The 22,401-nt window shown below is 63.7% G+C and carries 17 protein-coding genes and 1 pseudogene; 7 read left to right on the forward strand and 11 right to left on the reverse strand.

Going from position 1 to position 22,401, the window contains the following annotated elements:
• Positions 1 to 71: 71 nt before the first annotated feature.
• Positions 72 to 1,079 (forward strand): gamma-glutamyl-gamma-aminobutyrate hydrolase family protein, encoded by a 1,008-nt coding sequence (locus ACP7DW_RS02175; RefSeq protein WP_426053590.1) that lies wholly within the window; start codon positions 72 to 74, stop codon positions 1,077 to 1,079.
• Entirely contained in the window at positions 1,076 to 2,155 is a 1,080-nt protein-coding gene (locus ACP7DW_RS02180) for an alginate lyase family protein (protein WP_426053589.1), read from the forward strand. The genes ACP7DW_RS02175 and ACP7DW_RS02180 overlap by 4 nt, the downstream gene beginning before the upstream one ends.
• Before the next feature lie 13 nt (positions 2,156 to 2,168).
• Here ACP7DW_RS02180 and ACP7DW_RS02185 read toward each other — a convergent pair whose 3' ends face one another.
• From ACP7DW_RS02185 to ACP7DW_RS02220, 8 genes and pseudogenes are all read right to left on the reverse strand, one after another.
• Positions 2,169 to 4,640 (reverse strand): TonB-dependent siderophore receptor, encoded by a 2,472-nt coding sequence (locus tag ACP7DW_RS02185; RefSeq protein WP_426053588.1) that lies wholly within the window; start codon positions 4,638 to 4,640, stop codon positions 2,169 to 2,171.
• 95 nt (positions 4,641 to 4,735) lie between these two features.
• A complete protein-coding gene (locus tag ACP7DW_RS02190; protein ID WP_426053918.1) occupies positions 4,736 to 5,488 on the reverse strand; it encodes a FecR family protein in 753 nt (250 codons plus the stop codon).
• Positions 5,489 to 5,569: 81 nt separating this feature from the next.
• A pseudogene (locus tag ACP7DW_RS02195) lies at positions 5,570 to 6,052 on the reverse strand (sigma-70 family RNA polymerase sigma factor); the annotation flags it as partial.
• Between the two features lie 271 nt (positions 6,053 to 6,323).
• Positions 6,324 to 7,454: a YbdK family carboxylate-amine ligase gene (locus ACP7DW_RS02200; protein WP_426053587.1), complete on the reverse strand. Its 1,131-nt coding sequence runs from the start codon at positions 7,452 to 7,454 to the stop codon at positions 6,324 to 6,326.
• The gene (locus ACP7DW_RS02205; RefSeq protein WP_071075481.1) at positions 7,455 to 8,642 is read right to left on the reverse strand and encodes a cation:proton antiporter; all 1,188 of its coding nucleotides are present in this window, start codon (positions 8,640 to 8,642) and stop codon (positions 7,455 to 7,457) included.
• A 313-nt stretch (positions 8,643 to 8,955) separates the two neighbouring features.
• Positions 8,956 to 10,125, reverse strand: a complete 1,170-nt coding sequence (locus ACP7DW_RS02210; protein ID WP_426053586.1) for a vWA domain-containing protein — start codon at positions 10,123 to 10,125, stop codon at positions 8,956 to 8,958.
• Positions 10,119 to 10,760: a GNAT family N-acetyltransferase gene (locus ACP7DW_RS02215; RefSeq protein WP_426053917.1), complete on the reverse strand. Its 642-nt coding sequence runs from the start codon at positions 10,758 to 10,760 to the stop codon at positions 10,119 to 10,121. Before ACP7DW_RS02215 ends, ACP7DW_RS02210 begins: the two co-directional genes overlap by 7 nt.
• A 30-nt stretch (positions 10,761 to 10,790) precedes the next feature.
• Complete coding sequence (locus tag ACP7DW_RS02220) at positions 10,791 to 11,660, reverse strand: AAA family ATPase (RefSeq protein WP_071075484.1); 870 nt, start codon at positions 11,658 to 11,660, stop codon at positions 10,791 to 10,793.
• Between the two features lie 233 nt (positions 11,661 to 11,893).
• Between ACP7DW_RS02220 and ACP7DW_RS02225 the strand changes: the two genes are divergently transcribed.
• Together ACP7DW_RS02225 and ACP7DW_RS02230 are read left to right on the forward strand one after the other, a co-directional pair.
• A complete protein-coding gene (locus ACP7DW_RS02225; protein ID WP_092796428.1) occupies positions 11,894 to 12,223 on the forward strand; it encodes a c-type cytochrome in 330 nt (109 codons plus the stop codon).
• Positions 12,224 to 12,234: 11 nt separating this feature from the next.
• A complete protein-coding gene (locus tag ACP7DW_RS02230) occupies positions 12,235 to 12,576 on the forward strand; it encodes a c-type cytochrome (RefSeq protein WP_215409088.1) in 342 nt (113 codons plus the stop codon).
• A gap of 2 nt (positions 12,577 to 12,578) precedes the next feature.
• Here the strand turns inward: ACP7DW_RS02230 and norR are convergent, their stop codons facing one another.
• Positions 12,579 to 14,135: a nitric oxide reductase transcriptional regulator NorR gene (gene norR, locus ACP7DW_RS02235; RefSeq protein WP_426053585.1), complete on the reverse strand. Its 1,557-nt coding sequence runs from the start codon at positions 14,133 to 14,135 to the stop codon at positions 12,579 to 12,581.
• 150 nt (positions 14,136 to 14,285) lie between these two features.
• On the opposite strand from norR, the gene nirK reads away from it, so the two are divergent.
• The 3 genes from nirK to ACP7DW_RS02250 are packed head-to-tail and all read left to right on the forward strand — an operon-like array spanning position 14,286 to position 18,771.
• Positions 14,286 to 15,770 (forward strand): copper-containing nitrite reductase, encoded by a 1,485-nt coding sequence (nirK, locus tag ACP7DW_RS02240; protein WP_426053584.1) that lies wholly within the window; start codon positions 14,286 to 14,288, stop codon positions 15,768 to 15,770.
• A 29-nt stretch (positions 15,771 to 15,799) separates the two neighbouring features.
• Positions 15,800 to 16,477, forward strand: a complete 678-nt coding sequence (gene ytfE, locus ACP7DW_RS02245) for an iron-sulfur cluster repair protein YtfE (protein ID WP_426053583.1) — start codon at positions 15,800 to 15,802, stop codon at positions 16,475 to 16,477.
• A gap of 14 nt (positions 16,478 to 16,491) precedes the next feature.
• Positions 16,492 to 18,771, forward strand: a complete 2,280-nt coding sequence (locus ACP7DW_RS02250; protein WP_426053582.1) for a nitric-oxide reductase large subunit — start codon at positions 16,492 to 16,494, stop codon at positions 18,769 to 18,771.
• Positions 18,772 to 18,773: 2 nt separating this feature from the next.
• Here the strand turns inward: ACP7DW_RS02250 and ACP7DW_RS02255 are convergent, their stop codons facing one another.
• Both ACP7DW_RS02255 and ACP7DW_RS02260 read right to left on the reverse strand, forming a co-directional pair.
• Positions 18,774 to 20,240 (reverse strand): virulence factor, encoded by a 1,467-nt coding sequence (locus ACP7DW_RS02255; RefSeq protein WP_426053581.1) that lies wholly within the window; start codon positions 20,238 to 20,240, stop codon positions 18,774 to 18,776.
• Positions 20,240 to 22,387 (reverse strand): T6SS effector phospholipase Tle3 domain-containing protein, encoded by a 2,148-nt coding sequence (locus ACP7DW_RS02260; protein ID WP_426053580.1) that lies wholly within the window; start codon positions 22,385 to 22,387, stop codon positions 20,240 to 20,242. Before ACP7DW_RS02260 ends, ACP7DW_RS02255 begins: the two co-directional genes overlap by 1 nt.
• Positions 22,388 to 22,401: the final 14 nt, after the last annotated feature.

A 22,401-nucleotide genomic window follows, 5' to 3' on the forward strand; every position in this document is an offset into this window, starting at 1 on the left:
ACAAAATTGAATCGTGCTTTGGGAGGCAGGGGTTTATATTGAAAACGTCTCCGCTTTCAGTCAGCTCCGCCATGTCAGACGAAAAAGATCCCCAGCTTCCCCCTTCCATCGATCCGGCTGCGTCAGCGCCAGCGCCGTCAAGGCCGGACCGCGTGGGCCGCCGGGCGCCCGATGATGAGCACCATGCGCGCGACGCGGCGCCCCGCTACCTGAAGGATAACGACACGCCGCTGGCGCTGGCCTGGCGCGTGATCTCGTCGCGCTACCGCTCCATGCGCGACAAGGCCAGCCGCGATTTCATGCGGCGCACGCTGCGCATCGGCATCTCGGCGCGCATTTTCCACCCGGAGCCGGGCGCCACTGGCCTGCGCAGCAAGAACCTGCAATACTTGGAAGAGTCGATCGCGCAGTGGGTCATGTCGCGCGATGTGCTGGTGTTCATGATCCCGACCGTCAATACCAGCGGCCAGCTACACCCGAGCAATATCACCTTGCGCCACTATGCGCGCCACCTGGACGGCCTGGTGCTGCAGGGCGGCGCCGACGTCTCGCCGCAGACGTATTCCGAGGCGGCCACGCGGCCCGAATGGAGCGGCGACCGCGCGCGCGATCTGTACGAACTGGAACTGCTGCACGAATTCGTCGACGCGGGCAAACCCGTGCTGGGAATTTGCCGCGGCTGCCAACTGATCAACGTGGGCTTTGGCGGCACCCTGTACCAGGACATCGCTTCGGACGTGGAAGGCGCGACTTCCCACGTCAATGACCTGTATGACCGCCACCGCCACACCATCGTCTTCCCGAAAGGCTCGTCGCTGGCGGGCATGTTCCCGAAGGCAGGCGAGGCGCTCGTCAATTCCATCCACCACCAGTCGGTCAAGGACCTGGGGCGCGACGTCACCGTGGAAGCGTATTCGCAGGGCGACAATATCGTCGAAGCCATCCGCTACCAGCGGGCGCGCTTCGTCATGGGCTTGCAGTGGCACCCGGAATTCCATTCGGCGGGCGGCGTCGAACTGCTCGATTGCACGCCCATCCTCGATAACTTTTTGCGCGCGGCGCGGGAGACGCGGTTTTGAGTACGCATCTGATCCGCCGGCGCACTGTGCTGGCCGGCCTGCTGGCGCTGCCCCTGACAGGCTTGCGCGCGGCGCCGCGCCCGCATGAGGGGGCGCTGCCGTTTGCGCTGACGTCCGCCGCGCGCGCGCGCACGCTCAAGGCGCGGGTGGCGCCGTCCATTGCCGAGCAGGTGCTCAAGGCGGCGCGCAAGGATGCGGCGCGGCCCGTGCACCTGATGGCCGAAGTGCGCACGGGCGGCTTGCTGAAGGGAGAGGGCGGACGCGAGGCCAGCCAGCAGGCGCAGGAGGACTGGCGCCAGGTGCGCCTGCAGGCGCTGGCCTGGAGATTATCGGGCGAGATGGCGCATTTCGAAGCGGCGCGCCAGCTGCTGCTGGCCTGGAGCGGTACTTATCAGCCATCGTTCAGTCCCGTCGACGAGACGGAGCTGGCCAGCCTGCTGATCGGCTTTGACCTGGTACAGGAGCGCTTGACCGGCGTTGAGCGCGAGCAGGTGCAGGCATTTTGCCGCACCCTGGCGCAAGGGTATCTGAGTGATCCCATCAAGGTAGGCGGCCCGTCCACGGCGCGCAACAACTGGCATAGCCACCGCATCAAGATCGGCACGGCCGCCGCGTATGTCACGGGCGACGCCTTGCTGATCGCGCGCGCGAAGGAGCGCTTCCTGGCGCACGTGCCGCGCAATATCGGCGCCGGCGGCGTGCCCTTCGACTTCGAGCAGCGCGACGCCCTGCATTACACCACCTACAGCCTGGAGCCGCTGCTGACGACTGCCCTGATGGCGCAGGCGCATGGCGACGACTGGTATGGTGCGCCGGAAGCGCGGCGCCTGGCCGAGGCGCTGGCCTGGCTGGCGCCGTATGCGCAGGGCCGAAAGACGCACGAGGAGTTCGCGAAAAGCGCCGTGCCCTTCGACCGCAAGCGCGTGGCGGCCGGCGAAAAGGGTTTTACGGGGAACTGGGAGACCAGGGGCGCCGCCAATGTGTACCTGCTGGCGGCGCGCTTCGACCCCGCTTACCTGCCGTTGGCGCTGGAATTGCGCCCGCCAGCCTGGGCGCTGGCGCTGTACGGCGCTTAGCTGGAACTTCGCGTTAAAACTTCGTGCGCACGGTGAACATCACATTGCGCGGTTCGCCGTAGAAGCCCGTCTGGAACAGGCCCAGTCCCGTGAAGTACTTCTTGTCCAGCAGGTTGTTCACGTTGAGGCTGGCCGTGACGTTCTTGCTGATCTCGTAGCGCGCCATCAGGTTGAGCAACGCATAGCCGCCCTGCTTGATGCGTGAATAATCCTCGATGGCGGGATTCCAGATATTGCCGTAGTAGCTGCTTTGCCAGTTGATGCCGCCGCCGACGGTCAGCTTGTCCAGGCTGGCCGGCAGGCGCCAGCTGCCTTGCACGCGTACCAGGTGGGCTGGCTGGGTGGTTTGCAGCATGGTGGAAAACACATCCTTGCCATCCGCGTCGCGCACATGGGTGTAGGTGTAGCCGGCGCTCAGCTTCACATCCTTCATCACTTCGCCCGTCACTTCCATTTCCACGCCGCGGCTGGTGACGCCATCGATGGCTGTATACGCTTCTTCGCCGTTGACTTCGCCCACAGAACTTGCCACGTTGCTTTGACGGATCTGGAACAGGGACGCGCTGGCATTGACCTTGCCATCCAAATATTCTGCCTTCACGCCCGCTTCCACACCCTTGCCGCGCACGGGCGACAGAAAGTTGCGGTGCACGTCGCGGTTACTCTGCGGCGCGAAGATGCTGGTGTAGCTGCCGAACACGGAATAGGTCTTGTCGAGGTCATACACGACGCCCGCATACGGTGTGATGACGTTGTTTTCCTCGATGCGCGAGGTGATGCGCGCGGTCTTGGGGTCGAAGAAAGTGCGGTCCTGCTCCTGCGTGTAGTTGCTGACGCGCGCACCGACGATGACGGACAGCGCATCGACGGGATGCAGGCGCACGGCGCCATACAGGCCGCTCTGGCGCGTGCTGTCGTTGTCGTTGCCCAGGCGCTTGAACGCCGGTTCCGCGTACTGGCCGCGCCAGTCGAAATAACTGCCTTCGACGGGCGGGTAGACCGATTCGTAGACGGGACCGTCCTGCTTGGCCGTCGAACTGGAATAGCCGAGCATCGCTTCATGCCGGCGGCCGAAGGCCGTGAATGGCCCGCTGGCGTCCACGTTGACGGTGTTCTGGCGGCGGTCCCCCTTGTATTTTCCCATGTAGTAAAACGCGCCTGCGCCTGTGACAGGGTCGGGATTGCCGCCGCTGGCCGACCCGAGCACGCTGTCATGCTTGCTGCGCAGCTGGTTGGCGCTCAATGCCAATTTCCACTCGTTGGCGAAGCTGTGTTCGAGCGACGTGAACAGCGTGGTGTTCTGCATGTCGCGGCGGCTCCAGTCCGTGGCCGGATTCCACGCGGTGGGAAAATCCGTGCGCGAACCGTCGGAGAACAGCACGGGGAAACCCGTCCAGGTCGAGCCGCGCGGTTTGTAATCCTGGTGCGTGAAACCGGCCGTCAGCAGGGTGACTTGTGTCAGGTCCGCCTCGACGATGCCGTAGGCGACGGATTTTTGCTGCGTGTAGCGGTCCAGGTAGGAGTGCTTGTCCTGGTAGGCGCCCACCAGGCGGCCGCGCAGCGTGCGGCTGTCGTTCAGGGGGCCGGAGATATCGGCTTCGGCGCGGTAGTTGTCCCACGATCCCGCGCCCACGGTGGCCGAGCCTTCAAAGCTGGCGGTGGGGCGCTTGCGCACCATGTTGACGGTGGCCGACGGATCGCCCGAACCGCTCATCAGGCCCGTCGCGCCCTTCAGCACTTCGATGCGGTCGTAGATGGCCATGTCGCTGTTCGTCGTGCCCCAGTCGTAGACGCCGTCATAGATGGCCGACACGCCGTCATACTGGAAATTGGTGACGGCAAAGCCGCGCGCCTGGAAGCTCCAGCGGTCGCTGTCATAGTTTTGCACGCTCACGCCATTGACGTTTTTCATGACGTCGGAAACGGCGTTGCTGTTCTGGTCATCCATCTGCTGGCGCGTGACGATGGTCAGCGATTGCGGCGTTTCGCGCTGCGTCAGGGCCAGGCCCGTGGCGCCGCTGGCGGGGCCGCCCGTATAGCTGCCCGTGCCGCTGGTGGCGGCGTTGCGCTCGGCCGCCGCCACCACGGTGACGCCGCTCATGACGGCCACGCCACGGCTGTCGGCCGTGGGTGTGCTGGCGCTGGCGGGGATCCTTTGCAGCAGGTAGCCGCCATTCGATTGCGGCACGGCTTGCAGGCCGCTGCCGGCCAGCAGCAGGCGGAAGCCCTCCTGCAGGCTGTAGCTGCCTTGCAGGCCGGCGCTGCGCAAGCCCTGCGTGGACTCGCTGGAGAACGACAATAAAATGGCGCTGTCGCTGCCGAAGCGCGTCAGCACGTCACCGAGCGCGCCGGCCGGAATGCTGTAGGCGCGCACTTGCCGGGTTTGCTCCTGGGCTGATGCCGGCAGGGCCAGGGCCATGCCGATCTGCGACAGGGCGCAGGCCAGGACGGTGCGGGTAAGGAGGGAACGCGAAGCGTGATGCATGGAATAAAACCTTTCGTGGATGCGCAAGATGGAGACTGCCTGTCTACCAAGTCACGCGAGCACGGCGAAACAGCTCACTTTGCAGAAAATATTTTTCAGTGCGCCGCCAGTTCGACCCTGACGACTTGATGGCCCCAGAAGCGCGTGACGGTATTGCGCCGCAGTTGCAGGCTGGCGCACACGGCGTCGAGGATGGCGCCCACATCGGCCAGCGGGTAGGAACCGGACACGCGCAGGCCGGCGACGGCGGGGGTACAGGCCAGCGGATGGTCGCTGTAGCGCGACAGCTCGGCGAGGAAATCGGCCAGGCGCATGTCGCGCGCCACCAGCATGCCGTCGAGCCAGGCGCCGCCATACGGCGCCAGCGCCTGGCGGTGAGCACCCGTGCCGTCGAAATGCGCGCCTTCGCCTGGCCGCAGCAGCAGGCGCTGTGCGCCATCATCGGCCAGCACGGCGACGGCGCCTTCGAGCACGCCGGCGCTGGCGTATTGCTCGTGCAGGCGCACGGTGAAACGCGTGCCCAGCGCCTGCAGGCTGCCGTGCGGCGTATCGACGAAGAACGGACGTTGTGCCGCATCCTTGCCGGTGGCGATGAAGATCTCGCCTGCCAGCAGTTGAATGCGGCGCTGCGCGCCGTCGTAAACGATATTCACGGCGCTGCTGGTGTTGAGCGTGAGCTGCGTGCCGTCAGCGAGGGTCACGACGCGGCGCTGGTTGACGGCCGTGCGGTAATCGGCCGTCCAGCCGCGCCATGGGCTGCGGCGTTCGAACGCATACAGCGAGGCGCCGCAGGCCAGCAGCAGGGCCAGGGTCTTGACGGCATGGCGGCGCGGGGCGTTGGCTTGCACGCAGGCGCGCAGCAGGCTCGCGTGCGCCGCGGGCGGCAGGTGTTCATGCTGCGTTTGCAGCTGCTGCCACGCCTGCGTGGCGCTGCCGGCGCGCTGCAGATGGCGTTTTACCGTGGCCAGCGAGATACCGAGCTGGCGCGCGATGTCTTCCTGCGGCAGCGCGTCGAGCTGGCGCAGCAGGAAAGCCCGTTTGACGGGGGGCGGCAAGCCGTCGAGCATGCGGTCGAGTTCAGACACGGTGGCCAGCAGCAGCGCGCGCTCCTCGGGCGACGGTGTGTGCAGGGGCGGCAGCTGCGCCAGCACGTCCAGATAAGCCTGTTCCAGCTTCTGGCGACGGTAATGGTTGAACAGCACGCGCTGCGCCACGGTAGCCAGAAAGGCACGCGGTTCGCGCGCGGCGACGGCTTCCTCGCGGTCGAGCAGGCGCATGAAGGTGTCCTGCGCCACATCGGCCGCGCACGCCGTGCTGCCGAGTTTTTTACGCAGCCAGCCCTGCAGCCAGCCGTGGTGGTCGGCATACAGTGTCGCGATGTCCTGGCGTTGTAGCGGCTCTGCCAGCGGCATCGCGTTCCCCTTGCATGGCCAGCCCGGGTGGGCTGGTGTTTTTAAACAATAATAAGAATCATTCTCATTGTACCAAGCGGGGGTGGGGGCTGTAAATGACGGGCAGGCGGGGTGTGGTTTTTTGGGTTGAGGGGCGGGTAGGTCGGATTAGGTGGGGCCGCCGAGGTCCGAAGGACCGTAATCCGACAACATTGTTGGCCCGGCCGGTGGTGCTGTCGGATTACGCGGCGTGCCGCCGCTAATCCGACCTACGTTACCAGGTAGAGCAGCGTCAATAGTTCATCGGTTCACCGCGAAAACATCGGATCGCCGAATCGACCATGCCCTCGGCGCTGCCCTGCAGGCTGTGCTGCTTGCGCAGGTATTGCGCATCGCTCCATTGCTTGGCCACGTCCGACAGGTGTTTCAGGGCTGGTGTGCTGCCCAGCGCCTCGGCGTGCGGTTCCATCTTGCGCAGGGTGGTCATGATGTCTTCGCGCAGCGACATCGTCTCGTAGGTTTTCGGATGCGTGATGGCGCCATCGAGGCCGAAGCGGCAGGCCTGGAAGCGGTTGTAGTTATACACGAGGTAATCGTCTTCCACCGGCGGGGTTTCGCGGCGTTCGAGCAGGTAGCGGCACAGCGCCTGCAGGTAGGCGGCCAGCGCGGCGGCCCGCTCCACCGTCAGCGGCGTGTCGCACACGCGCAGTTCGATGGTGCCAAATTCCGGCTTGGGACGGATATCCCAGTAAAAATCCTTCATGCTCTTGATGATGCCCGTGTTCTCCATCTTGGCGAAGTACTCGTTGGAGAACTGCTCCCAGCTCAGCGTAAACGGCGCGCGCCCGCTCATGGGAAACGCGAACACGGAGTTCAGGCGGGCCGAATCGAACAGGGTGTCGCGTCCCTGCACGTAGGGCGAGGAAGCCGACAGGGCGATGAAGTGGGGAATGTAGCGGTTCAGCGAATGCAGCAGGAACATGGCGTCGTCGCCCGAGGCGCAGCCGATGTGCACGTGCTGGCCGAAGATGGTGAATTGCTTGGCCAGGTAGCCGTACAGTTCCGAAATCTCCTGGAAGCGTGGCTTGGAAAAGATCTTTTGCGACGACCATTGCTGGAACGGGTGCGTGCCGCCGCCGGCGATGCCGATATTGAGCTTGTCGCCGGCCGTGATCAAGGTGTCGCGGATTTCCTGCAACTGTTCCAGCAGGGGGCCGTGATGCGTGTGCACGCTCGAGTTAATCTCGATCATGCTCTCGGTGATTTCCGGCGTGACGTTGCCGGGGAACGGTTTTTTATTCAGCAGATGCAGCAGGTCGGGGCTGGCGGCCGTCAAGTCGTAGTCCGACAGGTTCACCAGTTGCAGTTCGAGTTCGACGCCAAAGGTCAGCGCGGCCGATTGGCCAAAGGGTTCCAGCGGCATTTAGCGCTCCTTGATTTCGTGGGTTTCTTTGGCCAGCATCAGCACGCGCTGCACCAGCACGGGGCCGATCAGTTCCAGGCCCAGGGTGATGGCGGCCAGGGCGTTCAATTCGTCGCCGAAGTTCACGCCGTGCTGGCGCGCGTGTTCGAGCAGCAGGATGATGAAGACGGAGACGGGCGTCAGCGCCACGCCCGTCAGCACGCCCTTGCGCCAGGAAATACCGCTCACGTGCGAGAACGCGGCCACGCCGGCGACTTTCGTCAGCAATCGTCCGCCGACGACGGCCAGGGCCAGGCCCGCGCCGGCCGTCACGCTGGCCCATTCCAGGGTCGAGGCGGCATACACGAACAGCAGCACCGTCAGCAGCTCGCCCAACGCGCCGAAATTGCGCTGCGCCTGGCTGAAGGCCACGCGGCGGTGGCGTGCCACCAGGCCGAAGGTGAGCGTGGCCAGGAGCGGCGACAGGCTGGTGGTGTAGGTCAGGGCGACGAGCAGCATCACCGACAGCGCGAACGCCACGGTGGCATCCTGCGCCATATTGCCCAGGCGGCGCAGCATGGCCGGCACGACGATGCCGAAGACGGTGCCGGCGGCGACCGAGGCGGCCAGCACGGCGGCGCTGCTGCTGCTCGCCTCGATCAGGTCGGTGGAGCTTTGGAACATCCAGAAGCCGACGATGATGTTGAAGGTGAAGACGGCCAGCACGCAATTGAGAGCGGTGAGGTGGACGATGCGTTCCGTCACCTGGCCCGAGCTGCGTTCTTCGTTGATGACGCGCATGATGGTGGCCGGCGAGGTGGACATGGCCAAGGAGGCCAGCAGCAGCGCCGTCATCGAGGTGCTGCCGAATTCGATGCCGATGAAGTAGACGACGGCAAAGGTCAGCAGCGATTCGACCAAGCCCGTGACGGCGATCCACGGGTTGTTCTTCAGCCAGCGCAGGTTGATGCGGTAGCCCACCTCGAACAGGATCAGGCCGAAGGCCACGTCGGCCAGCACCAGCATGGGGCCGGCGTCCGTCTGCGGCAGCACGCCTACCTGCGTCTGCGCGAGGACGAAACCGATCACGCCGTAAAAACTGATGCGCGGCAGGCCCGTCCAGCGGTGACCGAATTCGCCCACCACCCAGGCCAGGGTAATGGCGAACGGCCAGGACAGGTCGGCGGCGATCGAGATCAGACTTTGCATGCTCATTCCTTTGAAAATGGCGCTGGCACCGGCCGGCAGCACGGAGGCTGGCGCGGCAAGGTCGTGGTGCAGCGATGGTGCATGGTTTGCGCAGAGCGATACGCCGATTCTACCGGAGCAGAAGGCGCGCACGATGTGCGCAATCGAACAGTGTCGCGGTCATGGCGGCCGCGCACAGGATGCAGCAGGATGGGGCAGGGCTGGTGTCAGCGTATGGTACCCGCCCGCAGCGGAGATGCTCCGCACGGTAGTTGTGTACCGCAGTGTACGACATGGCGGCGGCATGCCGCCATGGACTTTTTGTTGCGTGCTTTTATTTACTGAGCAGACGCATGCCCCGTTCCAGTCCGTCGATCGACAGGGGGAACATGCGGTTGTTCATCAATTGCCGCATCACGCCGATCGACTGGCGGTACTGCCACAGGCCTTCTGCTTCCGGATTGAGCCAGATGAATTTCGGGAACGCCTGGGTAAAGCGCGCCAGCCACGTCGATCCCGCTTCCTCGTTGTTGTATTCGACCGAGCCGCCCGGCTGCAGGATTTCATAGGGGCTCATGGTGGCGTCGCCGACGAAAATCAGCTTGGTGTCGGGCGGGTATTTGCGCAGCACGTCCCAGGTGGGAAAACGCTCGGCGTTGCGGCGCCGGTTGTTCTTCCATAAGGTGTCATAGACGCAGTTATGGAAGTAAAAGAATTCCATGTTCTTGAATTCCGTCTTCGCCGCTGAAAACAGTTCCTCGGTGCGCTCGATATGGTCGTCCATGCTGCCGCCCACGTCGAGCAGCATCAGCACCTTGATGCGGTTCTTGCGCTCGGGCCGCATCCGGATGTCCAGATAACCGGCGTTATTCGCCGTGGCGGCGATGGTGGCGTCGAGCGCCAGTTCGTCTTCCGCGCCTTCGCGCGCGAACTTGCGCAGGCGGCGCAATGCCACCTTGATGTTGCGCGTGCCCAGTTCGCGCTCGGTGTCGTAATCCTTGTAGCTGCGCGCTTCCCACACTTTCACTGCCGTGCGGTTGCCGCCCTTGCCGCCGATGCGGATGCCTTCCGGATTCGTGCCGCCATTGCCGAACGGCGAAGTGCCGCCCGTGCCGATCCATTTGCTGCCGCCCTCGTGGCGCTCCTTCTGCTCCTTCAGCAGTTCATTGAGGCGGTCCATCAGCTTGTCGTAGCCGAATTTTTCCAGCTGCGCCTTCTGCTCCTCGGACAGCTCGCGCTGCATGCGTTTCAGCAGCCAGTCGAGGGGAATGGCCGCATTCGTCTCGAAAGCCGCATTGACGCCCTTGAAGTACTGGGCAAAGGCGCGGTCGAACTTGTCGAAATGGGCTTCATCCTTGACCAGGGTCAGGCGCGCCAGATAGTAAAAATCGTCCATCGAGGCGTCGATGACGTTCTTTTGCAGCGCCTCAAGTAGGGTCAGGAATTCCTTGATCGAGACGGGAATCTTCGCATCCTTGAGCGTGAAGAAGAAGTCGATCAGCATGGCGCTTCCTCTGTCCCTGCTTCGGTCCCTTCACCTCCTGCGCGGGGCAGGGCGGCGATGGGGCGCTGCGCCAGCTTGTAGCGCAGATGGGCGGCAATTTCCGGCCATTCGCCGCGCGTGATGCTGTACATGACCGTGTCGCGCACGGTGCCGTCGCGGCGCAGTGCATGGTGGCGCAGTACGCCATCCTTTTTCGCGCCCAGGCGTTCGATGGCCGCCTGCGACGCGTGGTTGAAATTATCGGTGCGCAGGCCCACCAGCGCGCAGCCGAGCGTGTCGAAGGCGTGCGCCAGCAGCAGCAATTTGCAGGTGGTGTTGACGTGGCTGCGCTGGCAGCGCTGCGCATACCAGGTGTAGCCGATTTCCAGGCGGCCAATGGCTGGCAGCACGTCGTGGTAGCTGGTGGTGCCGAGCACCTCGCCGCTGGCCACGTCGATGACGGCAAAGGCGAAGCGCGAAGGGCGCATCTCGATGCCCTTGAAAATATACTGGTCCACCTGCTCCGGCTCGGGCACGGAGGTGACGCGCAGATTCCACAGCTCGCCATCCGTGGCCGCCGCGCGCAGGCCTTGCGCGTGGTGCGGCGCCAGCGCTTCGAGGCGGATGCCGTGCAGTTCCAGGGGCACGAAGACCATGTCCGGGCTGATGTCGTTCACCGGCGCTCCCTAGCGGTTGGTGCGCGACATGAACATCAGGCGCTCGAACAGGTGCACGTCCTGCTCGTTCTTCAGCAGCGCGCCGTGCAGCGGCGGCACCACGGCTTTATTGTCCTTGCTGCGCAGTGCCTCTGCAGGGATGTCTTCGGCCAGCAGGAGCTTGAGCCAGTCGAGAAATTCCGAGGTCGACGGCTTTTTCTTCAGTCCCGGCACGTCGCGCACTTCGTAGAAGGTTTGCAGCGCCTGGGCCAGCAATTCCTGTTTCAGGTGCGGGTAGTGGACGGCGACGATCTGCTCCATCGTGTCCTTGTCCGGGAATTTGATGTAATGGAAGAAGCAGCGGCGCAGGAAGGCGTCCGGCAATTCCTTCTCGTTGTTCGAGGTGATGATGACGAGCGGACGATGGCGCGCCGTGACCATTTCGCGCGTTTCGTAGACATAGAATTCCATGCGATCGAGTTCGCGCAGCAGGTCGTTCGGGAATTCGATGTCGGCCTTGTCGATTTCATCGATCAACAGCACCACCGGTTCGGGCGCGGTGAAGGCCTGCCACAGCACGCCCTTGACGATGTAGTTCTGGATGTCGCGCACGCGCTCGTCGCCCAGCTGCGAATCGCGCAGGCGCGATACGGCGTCGTATTCGTACAGGCCCTGCTGGGCTTTGGTGGTCGATTTGATGTGCCATTGCATCAGCGGCATGTTCAGCGCGGCGGCCACTTCCTCGGCCAGCATGGTCTTGCCCGTGCCCGGTTCGCCCTTGATCAGCAGCGGGCGTTGCAGGGTCAGCGCCGCGTTCACGGCCAGTTTCAGGTCGGCGGTGGCGACATAGCTGTCGGAACCTTCGAAGCGTTGGCCTTGCTGGGAGTGCTGTGCTTGCATGAGCGGTCTGCCAAAGTGGGGAAATGGAGAGTATAAACAGAACTGTGGCGCACCGCCACGCGGACGGGCTGTGCCCGCCCGCCTACAATGCGGGTTTTATAGGTGGACTTGCAAGAATATCTTGGCTAGAATCGGCAAGCAGCAGATTAATTGTCAACCTTAATTGTCAACACATAAGATCAAAAAAAACCAGCTTTGGCGTTTCTCCGATTACCTTTGTTCACATTGCCACTATGAAAAAAATATTTGCACTTCTCGTGCTTGCCGGCATAGCAAATGCCGTCACAGCGGCTGACATTGTAGGAAACGCCAAGGCAGCGACTGCCAAGGTGGAAATGTGTATCGGTTGCCACGGCATCCCCGGTTACAAGGCGACCTTCCCCGAAGTGTTCCAGGTGCCGATGATCGGCGGCCAGCCGGCAAAATACATCGAAAATGCGCTGCAAGCCTACAAGAAGGGCGATCGCAAGCACCCCAGCATGAAGGGCATCGCCAGCAGCCTGTCGGACCAGGATATCGCCGATGTCGCCGCGTATTATGCGCAACAAGCCAAGCCGAACTGAGGATCAGCCAGATGAAAACACTACTCGCCGCCCTCGTTTGCGCCACCGTCTCGTTGTCCGCCAGCGCCGCCGGCAATATCAATACAGGTAAAGCCCTGGCCGAAAAATACAGCTGCGCCACCTGCCACGGCAAGGATTACGGCTCGCCCATCGACCCGTCGTACCCGAAACTGGCGGGCCAGCACAAGGATTACCTGGAACACGCCTTGACGGCATATAAACGGGGCGACAAGGCCAATGGCCGCAACAACGCCATCATGACGGGCCAGGTGAAACCGCTGAGCAACCAGGACATCAAGGACCTGGCCGCCTACCTGCACAGCCTGCCGACCACCCTGGTCATTCACCGCTGAGCTCAGGATTTCATTCCGACGCGGCGCGCCAGTTTATGTAGATTGCTGGCGTCCAGTCCCAACTGACGCGCCGCAGCGGCCCAGTTATCCTGATGCAGGGCCAGCGCTTGCCGGATGGCCTGGCGCTGGCTCGCTTCGACGATCTGATGCATCGACAGCAGCGGTGCCGCCGGCGTGCCGCACGCGCCCGGCACTGGCGGCGGCGCATCCGTGCCGGCCGGCGCTTCCAGCGCATCGAGGTCGAGCATATCCGTTTCCAGCGTCACGATGTCCTTGCGGTTCGCGCCGCGGATCACCGCTTTCAGCGCGGCCCGGCTGATCACATGCTCGAGTTCGCGCACGTTGCCCGGCCAGCGGTAGTGGCAGAGCGCGTTTTCCGCCGCGGCCGACAGGCGCAGGCTGCGCAGGCCCAGGCGCGCGCGGTTCAGTTCCAGGAAACCACCGGCCAGCAGCAGCACGTCATTGCCCCGCTCGCGCAGCGGCGGAATCGGCACGGGATACACGGATAAACGGTGATACAGGTCGGCGCGGAACGTGCCGTCGCGCACATGCTCGCGCAGGCTGCGGTTGGTGGCGGCGATCACGCGCACGTTGACGCGGCGTGGCCGGTCCGCGCCCAGGCGCTGGATCTCGCCATTTTGCAGGGTGCGCAGCAGCTTGGCCTGTATCGACAGCGGCAATTCTCCCACTTCATCGAGGAACAGCGTGCCCCCCTCGGCCGCTTCGAAACGGCCAGGCCGGTCGCTGACGGCGCCGGAAAACGCCCCGCGCACATGGCCGAACAATTCGCTTTCGGCCAGGGACTCGGGCAAGGCCGCGCAATTGACGTGGATCAGGGGCTTGCCGGCGCGGCGCGACAGCCGGTGCAGGCGGTGCGCGCACAGTTCCTTGCCCACGCCCGTCTCTCCTAGCAGCAGCACGGGCAGATCCGATTCGGCCACCACCTGTAGCTCGTGCAGCAGCTGCATGATGGCGCTGCTCTGGCCGACGAAGTCGTGTTCCTCGCGCGGCGCCTGCGCATCGGCCAGCATGGCGCCGCCCGACAGGCGCAGGGCGCGGATTTCCGTTTCCAGGCGGGTCACGCGCACGGCCGCCTCGATGGCGCAGGCCAGTTCGCCCAGGTCGCGCTGCGCCTGCCCGTCGAAGGTACCCACCTGCAGCGCATCGAGCGTGATCACGCCCCAGCGTTCGCCTTCCAGGTCCAGCGCCATGCCCATGCAGTCGTGCACAGGCAGCGGCTCGCCGGCCCGCTCGGCGATCAGGCCATCATACGGATCGGGCAGGGAGCTGTCGTGATGGAAGCACAGCACGCCGCGCCGCTGCAGGATGGCGGCCAGGCGCGGATGGTCGGCGACGGCGAAGCGGCGTCCCAGCGCATCGCTGGCCAGGCCGGCCATCGCCACGGGGCGCAGGTGTTCGCCGTCGATTTTCAGCAAGGCCACGGCCTCGCAGCCGAAGTGGGCGCGCAGGCTGCCCACCAGGCGCTGCAGGCGCACGGCCACGGGCAGGTCGGCGACCAGGTCGGTGAGCAGCAGCAGGTGGGTGGCGGTGGTGGTCATAAGTACCATGCAGGGTACAACGAACCCTGCTTGAACAGGGTCATACCGACCCTGAATTTTTCAAATCGTTGATTTAAAACAAGTTTTTCCTGGCACACGGTTTGCCTAGATAAGTGTGCCGAACCGGCATACAAGACCAAGGAAAGCTTGATGAAAACGACTCCCTCCCTCCGCGCCATTGCCGCCGCCGTCTGCGTACTGGCCGTGCCCCTGTCCGTGCAAGCCCAGGCGAGCCTGCCGGCCAGCGCCGCCGCCACTGCGGCCAAAGCCGCGCCTGCGACGCTCAAGCGCTATGAACTGCAAACCAATATCGTCGACGGCAAGATGGTATTCATCGACGCCAAGGGCCAGGTCAACCCGGTGCTGGCGGCCAAGGTGGGCGATACGGTCGAACTGGTGCTGAAAAGCGGCGAAGGCGCCGAGCACGATCTGCTGATCCCGGAGCTCAACGTCGCATCCGCCAAATTCAGCGCCAATAGCGGCAGTACCAGCGTGCGCTTCAAGGTCACGCGCGCCGGCACGTTCACCTATTACTGCTCGATTCCCGGCCACCGCCAGATCGGCATGGAAGGCAAGCTGGAAGTGACCGGCACGTCGCTGGCCGAAGCCGGAGCACCGAAGGCCGCCGCCGCCGGCAGCACTGCCAGCGAATCGAGCCAGGCCGCCGCGCTGGCCCTGTACACGCCCGCGCCGTCGCCGATGCGTGGCCCCGATCCGTCCGCCGTCAACGTGGCGGCCAATCCGGCGCAGGTACCGGCCGCCATCGGCGTGCGCGCGCCGCAAACCCTGAAATACCGGATGGAGACGGTGGAATTGCCGGGCAAGCTCGATGATGGCACCACGTTTACGTACTGGACCTTCAACCGCCAGGTGCCGGGCCCGATGCTGCGCGCGAAGGTGGGCGACACGGTCGAACTGACCCTGTTTAATGCCAAGGATAGCAAGATGATCCACTCGATCGATTTGCACGCCGTGACGGGCGGCCATGGCGGCGGACAGCACACGCAGGTCGCGCCGGGGCAGGAAAAGACCGTCACCTTCAAGGCGCTCAATCCGGGGCTGTTCGTCTACCACTGCGCCACGCCGCTGGTGCCGCAGCATATCGCGGCCGGCATGTACGGCATGATCCTGGTCGAACCGGAAGGCGGCTTGTCGAAGGTGGACCGCGAGTATTACGTGATGCAGGGCGAGATGTATACGGGCCGTCCGCACGGCGCGCCGGTGCACCAGGAACCGAACCTGGAAAAAATGGCCAATGAGCTGCCCGACTACTACGTCTTCAACGGCGAAGTGGGCGCCCTGAGCAAGACGCACAAATTGCAGGCGAAAGTGGGCGAGACGGTGCGCATCTATTTCGGCGTGGGCGGCCCGAACAAGATTTCGTCCTTCCACGTCATCGGCGAGATCTTCGACAAGGTGTATAGCGAAGGCTCGATCAGCAGCCCGAAACACGACGTGCAAACCACCCTCGTGGCACCGGGCGGCGCGACCATCGTCGAACTCAAGGTGCAGCATCCGGGCAGCTATCTGCTGGTCGACCATGCCTTGTCGCGCGCCGGCAAGGGCGCCGTGGGCGTGCTGGAAGTGACGGGCGAACCCGTGCCCGGCGTCTACCACGCGGGCGCCGTGCATTAAATCCACCTATTCATCCTCAAGGAACTGTTATGGAAATGATCGAGTTATCCCTGGGCCAGCTGGCCCGCCGCATCCCTGGCGCCACGCGCCTGTTCGATGCGCACCGCCTGGATTTCTGCTGCGGCGGCAACAAGACCCTGCGCGCGGCGGCCGAAGCGGCCGGCGTGGATACGGCGCCCATCGTCGAGGAACTGCGGCTGCTGGCAGAGCGCGCAGATACCAGCGGCGAGCGTGACTGGCAGGACGCCCCGGCCACCGAACTGGTGGAACATATCCTGGCGCGCTATCACGCCGTGCACCGCGAGCAGCTGCCCGAGCTGATACGCCTGGCGCGCAAGGTCGAGCAGGTGCATGGCGACCGCGCCGACTGTCCGCACGGGCTGGCCGAACACCTGTCGGCCATGGCGCAGGAGCTGGAAAGCCATATGCGCAAGGAAGAAGATGTGCTGTTCCCGATGATCGTGCGCGGCCAGGGCCCGCGGGCCGGCGCGCCCATCAACGTGATGCGCATGGAGCACGACGACCATGGCGTGGCCCTGCGCGCGATGGAGGCGATGACGAACGATATCACCGCGCCCGCTGGCGCCTGCACCACCTGGCGCGCGCTGTACACGGGCTTGCGCACCTTCCGTGCCGACCTGATGGCGCACATCCATACTGAAAACAATATCCTGTTCGAGCGCTTTGCGCCGGCCGTGGTGCACTGACAAAGGAAAGACCCATGGGTCCCTATAAAAAACTCTGGTTCACCCTGATCGGTGTGCTGATCGTGACGTTTTCGCTGCTCGGCTACTACGGCACGGAAGTGTACCGGCAGGCGCCGCCCATTCCCGCGCAAGTGCTGGCGCAGGATGGCCGGCAACTGTTCGACCGCGAGGGCATCCTCGACGGCCAGACGGCCTGGCAATCGGTGGGCGGCATGCAGCTGGGCTCCATCTGGGGCCACGGCGCCTACCAGGCGCCCGACTGGACGGCCGACTGGCTGCACCGCGAACTGACGGCCTGGCTGGAACTGGCCGCGCAAGAGCAGCATGGCAAGGCGTACGTGGAGCTCGACGGTCCCGCGCAGGCGGCGCTGCGCGAAGCGCTCAAGATGGAATACCGCGCCAACCGGGTCGACGATGCACAAGTGCTGCACCTGTCGGCGCGCCGCGTGCAAGCGATTGCCAACACGGCGCACTATTACGACCAGCTGTTCTCCGACGCGCCTGCGCTGCACGCCAGCCGCGAGCATTTCGCCATGAAGGAAAACACCCTGCCCAGCGCCGAGCGGCGCGCGCAGATGACGCAGTTCTTCTTCTGGACGGCGTGGGCCGCCGCTACCGAACGTCCGGGCCAGAAAGTGACCTATACGAACAACTGGCCGCATGAACCGCTGATCGGCAACCAGCCCAGCGGCGAAAACCTCGTCTGGTCGGTCGCCAGCGTGGTGGTGCTGCTGGCCGGCGTGGGCTTCCTCGTCTGGGGCTGGGCCTTCCTGCGCGACCATGACGAAGCGCTGCCGACGCCCGGCGCGCGCGATCCGCTCACCACTTTCGCGCTGACGCCCTCGCAGCGGGGACTGGGAAAATATCTGTTCCTGGTGGTGGCGCTGTTCATCTTCCAGGTCTTCATCGGCGGCTTCACGGCGCACTACACGGTGGAAGGGCAGCAGTTCTACGGCATCGACGTGTCGCGCTGGTTCCCGTATGCGCTCACGCGCACCTGGCATATCCAGGCCGCGCTGTTCTGGATCGCCACGGGCTTCCTGGCTGCCGGCCTGTTCCTCGCGCCCCTGATCAATGGCGGCAAGGATCCGAAGTGGCAGCGCCTGGGCGTCGACGTGCTGTTCTGGGCCCTGGTACTGGTGGTCGTCGGCTCGTTTATCGGCAACTACCTGGCCATTGCGCAAATCATGCCGCCCGAGTGGAATTTCTGGCTGGGCCACCAGGGCTATGAATATGTGGACCTGGGACGTTTGTGGCAGATCGGCAAATTCGTCGGTATCGTGCTGTGGCTCGTGCTGATGCTGCGCGGCGTCGTGCCAGCCTTGCGCCAGCCGGGCGGCGACAGGAACCTGCTGGCGCTGCTGACCGCGTCCGTGGGCGCCATCGGCCTGTTCTATGGCGCCGGCCTGTTCTACGGCGAACGCACGCATCTGTCGGTGATGGAGTACTGGCGCTGGTGGGTGGTGCACCTGTGGGTGGAAGGCTTCTTTGAAGTGTTCGCCACCACGGCGCTGGCCTTCATCTTCTCGACCCTGGGCCTGGTGTCGGTGCGCATGGCCACGACGGCCAGCCTGGCGTCGGCCTCGCTGTTCATGCTGGGCGGCATACCCGGCACCTTCCACCATCTGTACTTTTCCGGCACCACCACGCCCGTGATGGCCATCGGCGCGAGCTTCAGCGCGCTGGAAGTGGTGCCGCTGATCGTGCTGGGCCACGAGGCCTGGGAGAACTGGCGCCTGAAAGCGCGCGCGCCGTGGATGGAGCAGTTGCGCTGGCCGATGATGTGCTTTGTCGCCGTCGCCTTCTGGAACATGCTGGGCGCCGGTGTCTTCGGCTTCATGATCAACCCGCCCGTGGCGCTGTATTACATCCAGGGACTCAACACCACCGCGACGCATGCGCATGCCGCGCTGTTCGGCGTGTACGGTTTCCTGGCGCTGGGCTTTACCTTGCTGGTGCTGCGCTACCTGCGGCCCGATTACCGCTTCAGCCCGGCGTTGATGAAGACGGCGTTCTGGGGCTTGAACGGGGGCCTGGTGCTGATGCTCTTTACCAGTTTGCTGCCGATTGGCATCATCCAGTTCCACGCCAGCGTGACGGAAGGCCTGTGGTATGCGCGCAGCGAGGCATTCATGCAGCAGCCGCTGTTGCAGAACCTGCGCTGGGTACGCACCTTCGGCGACGTGGTGTTCATCGTCGGCGCGGTGGCCATGGCGCTGCAGGTGGTGCTGGGGTTGCTAAGGCCGCAGGTGAGCGAGGGCACGCGGCCGGCGGCTGCCGGCATACCATTGTGAGCTCAGTTCGAATAGCCCTGCATCAATGTCTTGGCATCGTGGCGCAGTCCCCACCACGGTAAAAAGACGGAAGCTTCGCCGCGTGCGCGGAACCAGGGTTTTTCCGGATCGATGGGGCGCGCCACGGCGGGTGGCGCCACCAGCACGGCAACGGGCGCCTCCAGGTCGCCCGTGCCCGCCACCAGCACCGGCCGGCCCTGGTGATTCGCGTAGGCGACGGCCAGGGCCACATTCGTCAGCGCCGTGCCGGCCCCCATCTCGCCCAGCAGGGCCGAGGTGTTGAAGGTTTGCTTTGTAAAATCCAGATCGGGTAAATTCAGGGTCAGGCTTTGCGCCAGCGAGCCGATCCGCTCGGAAGATGCCGGATATCTATTGCCCGCATCGTGGATCACATAGGCTATCTTGTCAGTATCGAGATTGGCCTGCTCCGCCGCCTGTTCGATGGCCGCCGTCCATGCCTGCACCGCGCGCGGCGGTTGAACTTTCGCCGCCTGGTAGTCGGCGACGGCGGCCGTTGCAGGGAAGCCCAGCCAGGCCAGCGGCGCGCGCTGCGTCTTGAAGTCGGGACCGGCCAGTATCAACAGAGCGATGTTTTCATCGATCTGCTCATCCTTGGGCGGAAAGCTGGGCGCGTCCCAGTTCATCACCCATACGGTTTTATCGGGATGCGCCTGCAAATATGCCAGGCCCGCCGCCAGCGAGGTAAAACCTGCGTTCGCGCCGCCCATCGTCACGCGCACGTCGGGCGGCGTTGCCGTAGTCCAGGAATTGGGGAAGTGGGGGTTGCCGATGCTGAAGGTATCGCTGATATTGTCGCGCACAAAGTTGCCCGCTTCCACTGGATCGAGCCTTCCGGCGGGCAGTGCATACTCGATATGGATGCCGGCCAGTTCGCGCCGGGTCGATTTGTCTTTCAGCGAGTGCGCGTTGTAGAAGTAACTGCCATTGGCGAAATAGGATTGACGGAACAATAATGTCAGCTCATCCACGTATTTATGGTGATAGCCTTTGAAGGTCTCCTCGCCATCGTTACCCGATGCAATCATGCCGATGGATTGCACCTTGCTGAAGCGCGCTGGATTTTCCCTGACTTTGTCATCGTTCTGGTTCGGTTTGGCCAGCCCCAAGGTCCACAACAATTGCCACTCCGTCGAATAGTCGCGCCGTTGCAAGGGATTGAGCCATTGCACGCCCACCACCTGTGCCATATAAGGCCGGGTTGGCTGCGCAGGCGTCGCTGTCGCGACATCTCCTTTCGTGACTGGCTTGATCGCGCAAGCACTGAGCAAGGAAAATATCATCAGGACAAATAAAAACGGCATCACGAGATAGCGTTTCATCATGTCTCCATCGGTGAGGGGAGCGGCGTCGGACTGGCTGGTGAACCAGGCTGCCACGCTGGCAAGCATGAAAAATGCACCGCAGCTCCAAGCCAGGCGACGTAGGGAAGTGGCGATCAGTGCACGCATCAGTGATCCTTCCAGCGCGAGTTCCTGCGTTTGTTAACGATGGAATCTGGTAACGCGCCAGTGCTGCCAGGACTATGAACCCAATCGAACACACTCATTGTCTTGAATTTTCCAGTTCTAAAGTATTCATAAAATATCTTGTGCGAATGACTGTCATCCAAGTTCTTCAATAATCGCCAATCGGCTATCACTCGCAATTTGCGCAACGCCTTTTCTTGAATATGGCTCACCCCCACCGCCACGTCATACGCCAATGCCTTTTCCGCATGCATGCCATTGGTCATGATGGTTGAATGGTCGGTGGCGTGTGTGTCGAGGTTGGCGGCCAGATTGGCGGTGATGATGTCGCCGCGCCATCGCTTGTGCTCTTCGCTGGCGGTGGCCGGCATGTCTTCCTCGCTGACCTTCTCTCCCATCGGCGTGCGGCCCGTGCGTTTGGCCATCAAGCGCACGCGGGCGTGGTCTTCGTACAGCATGGTGGCGTGGCTGTCGCGGTCGCCCTTGGGCGCGCCTATCTGCTCGTCGCTCAAGGCGTGGTATGGATCGCCGGCGGCATGGCTGCGCCGTGGATCGCGTAGGCTGCCGCGCGGATTGTAGAGCTGATCGAAGTCCTCGCTGGCCACGCCGTACTGCACTGCCTGCGGCAAGAACGGTTCGGGCAGCGCCGGCGCATTGACGGGGATGCTCCAGTCGCGCGGCGGCAGCGCGTTGATGCGCACGCCCGCTCCTTTCGCCAGGGGAATCAGGGCCAGGGCGGCGAATTGCGTCATGGCGCGGCCGCTTCCCGTGCTGTTGGCCAATCGCCCTTTCTGGCTGGAATAGTCGGCGATCTTCGAATGCGGCACCCAGAAGTCCAGGCTGCCCCGCTCCGGATGATTGTGTTGCTTGCTCCAGTAATCATAAATTCCTGGCTTGCCGACGGGGTAGCCTTGGGAAAACACCCGCTGCGTAAATACATTCTTTCCTTGCGCCGCCTGGATTTCAGCTGCGCACAGGCCGCGCCAGCCCATGCCCTGGATGGCGGTCGAGGAGATGACCTGGTCATGCGGATTGCAATACAAGGTGACCTTGCCGCGTGTGGTGGTGACGGGGCCGCAGCGGTATTTGTTGCTGTCGCTATCCAGCGTAAAACCGTGCGCGTGGTTGGCTGCCATTTGTGCCAGCGCGGCTGAATGCGGCGGCACATCGGCCTGCTGGCCGACGATCTTGAAGAAGTTTTTCAAGGTCTCGATGCGTGCCTGGCAGGTCTGTCGGCCCACGTTGCCGTCCGGATCCGCCTCCTGGCCTTGCACCCAGTCTTCCGTGCTGTTGTCTTCGAGTACGCTGTATGGCGGATTGCACAGCACATAGGTGTCGGCCACGCAGCGGCCCTTGATCCCTGCTGCATCTTGCACATCGGCCATCTTGTCGCCCAGGAAGGCGGCCGCCATGCCGATCATATTGCCCTGGCTATGGCACACGAGGGTAATCGGCACGTCGGCCTGTTCCTTGCGTATCGATTCGACCAGCTTCGCCAGTCGCAGCGCGGCCAGCACAAAATACGGGCGGGGCGGCGCCGAAAACACCATGGCGTCGTTGAGGGGGTTGAGGTGTTCGATATGTATCCACAGAAACAAGCTGTCGAGCAAGCCATTGCCCCACAGGTCAGGCAAGGAAGAACAGCCGTTCGCGAATGGCCCGCCGCCCCAGTAGTCATATTCGTTGAGATAAATGGAAGCGCCGTATTCCTGTAATTCGAGGTCGCTGGCTTTGTAACCCCAGCGGAACTGGATCACGGGCGAGTGGTGCTCGGCGTCGGCAATGAAGGTGTTGGGCGTGCGGTCGGGGTCGATAAAGCCGTCATCCGTCAATTCGCGCCGGTAGGTAACGGGCCATAACTGTCCACCTTCCACGCTAGGGTAGGCCAGGTGTTCATCGCAGCGTTTCAGGCGGGTATTCAAGCCCTTGCACAGGCCCTCCTCGCTCTGGTGGTACCACTCGCCATCGGAATTGACGCCATGCACAAAGATGACGATGCCCGGTGATGGCATCTGCTGCAGGCAGTCCAGCAGGCTGTGGCTGAAATTGGTGCTGCCGCAGACCCTGCCTGCCATGATAAGGCGGGGATCGATAGCGGGTTTAACCGGTCCGTTGCTGGGATCGCTCATGGCACACCCTGTTC

The sequence above is a fragment of the Janthinobacterium sp. PSRC1-1 genome (assembly GCF_049897525.1).
In the GTDB taxonomy this organism is placed as follows: domain Bacteria; phylum Pseudomonadota; class Gammaproteobacteria; order Burkholderiales; family Burkholderiaceae_D; genus Janthinobacterium; species Janthinobacterium tructae.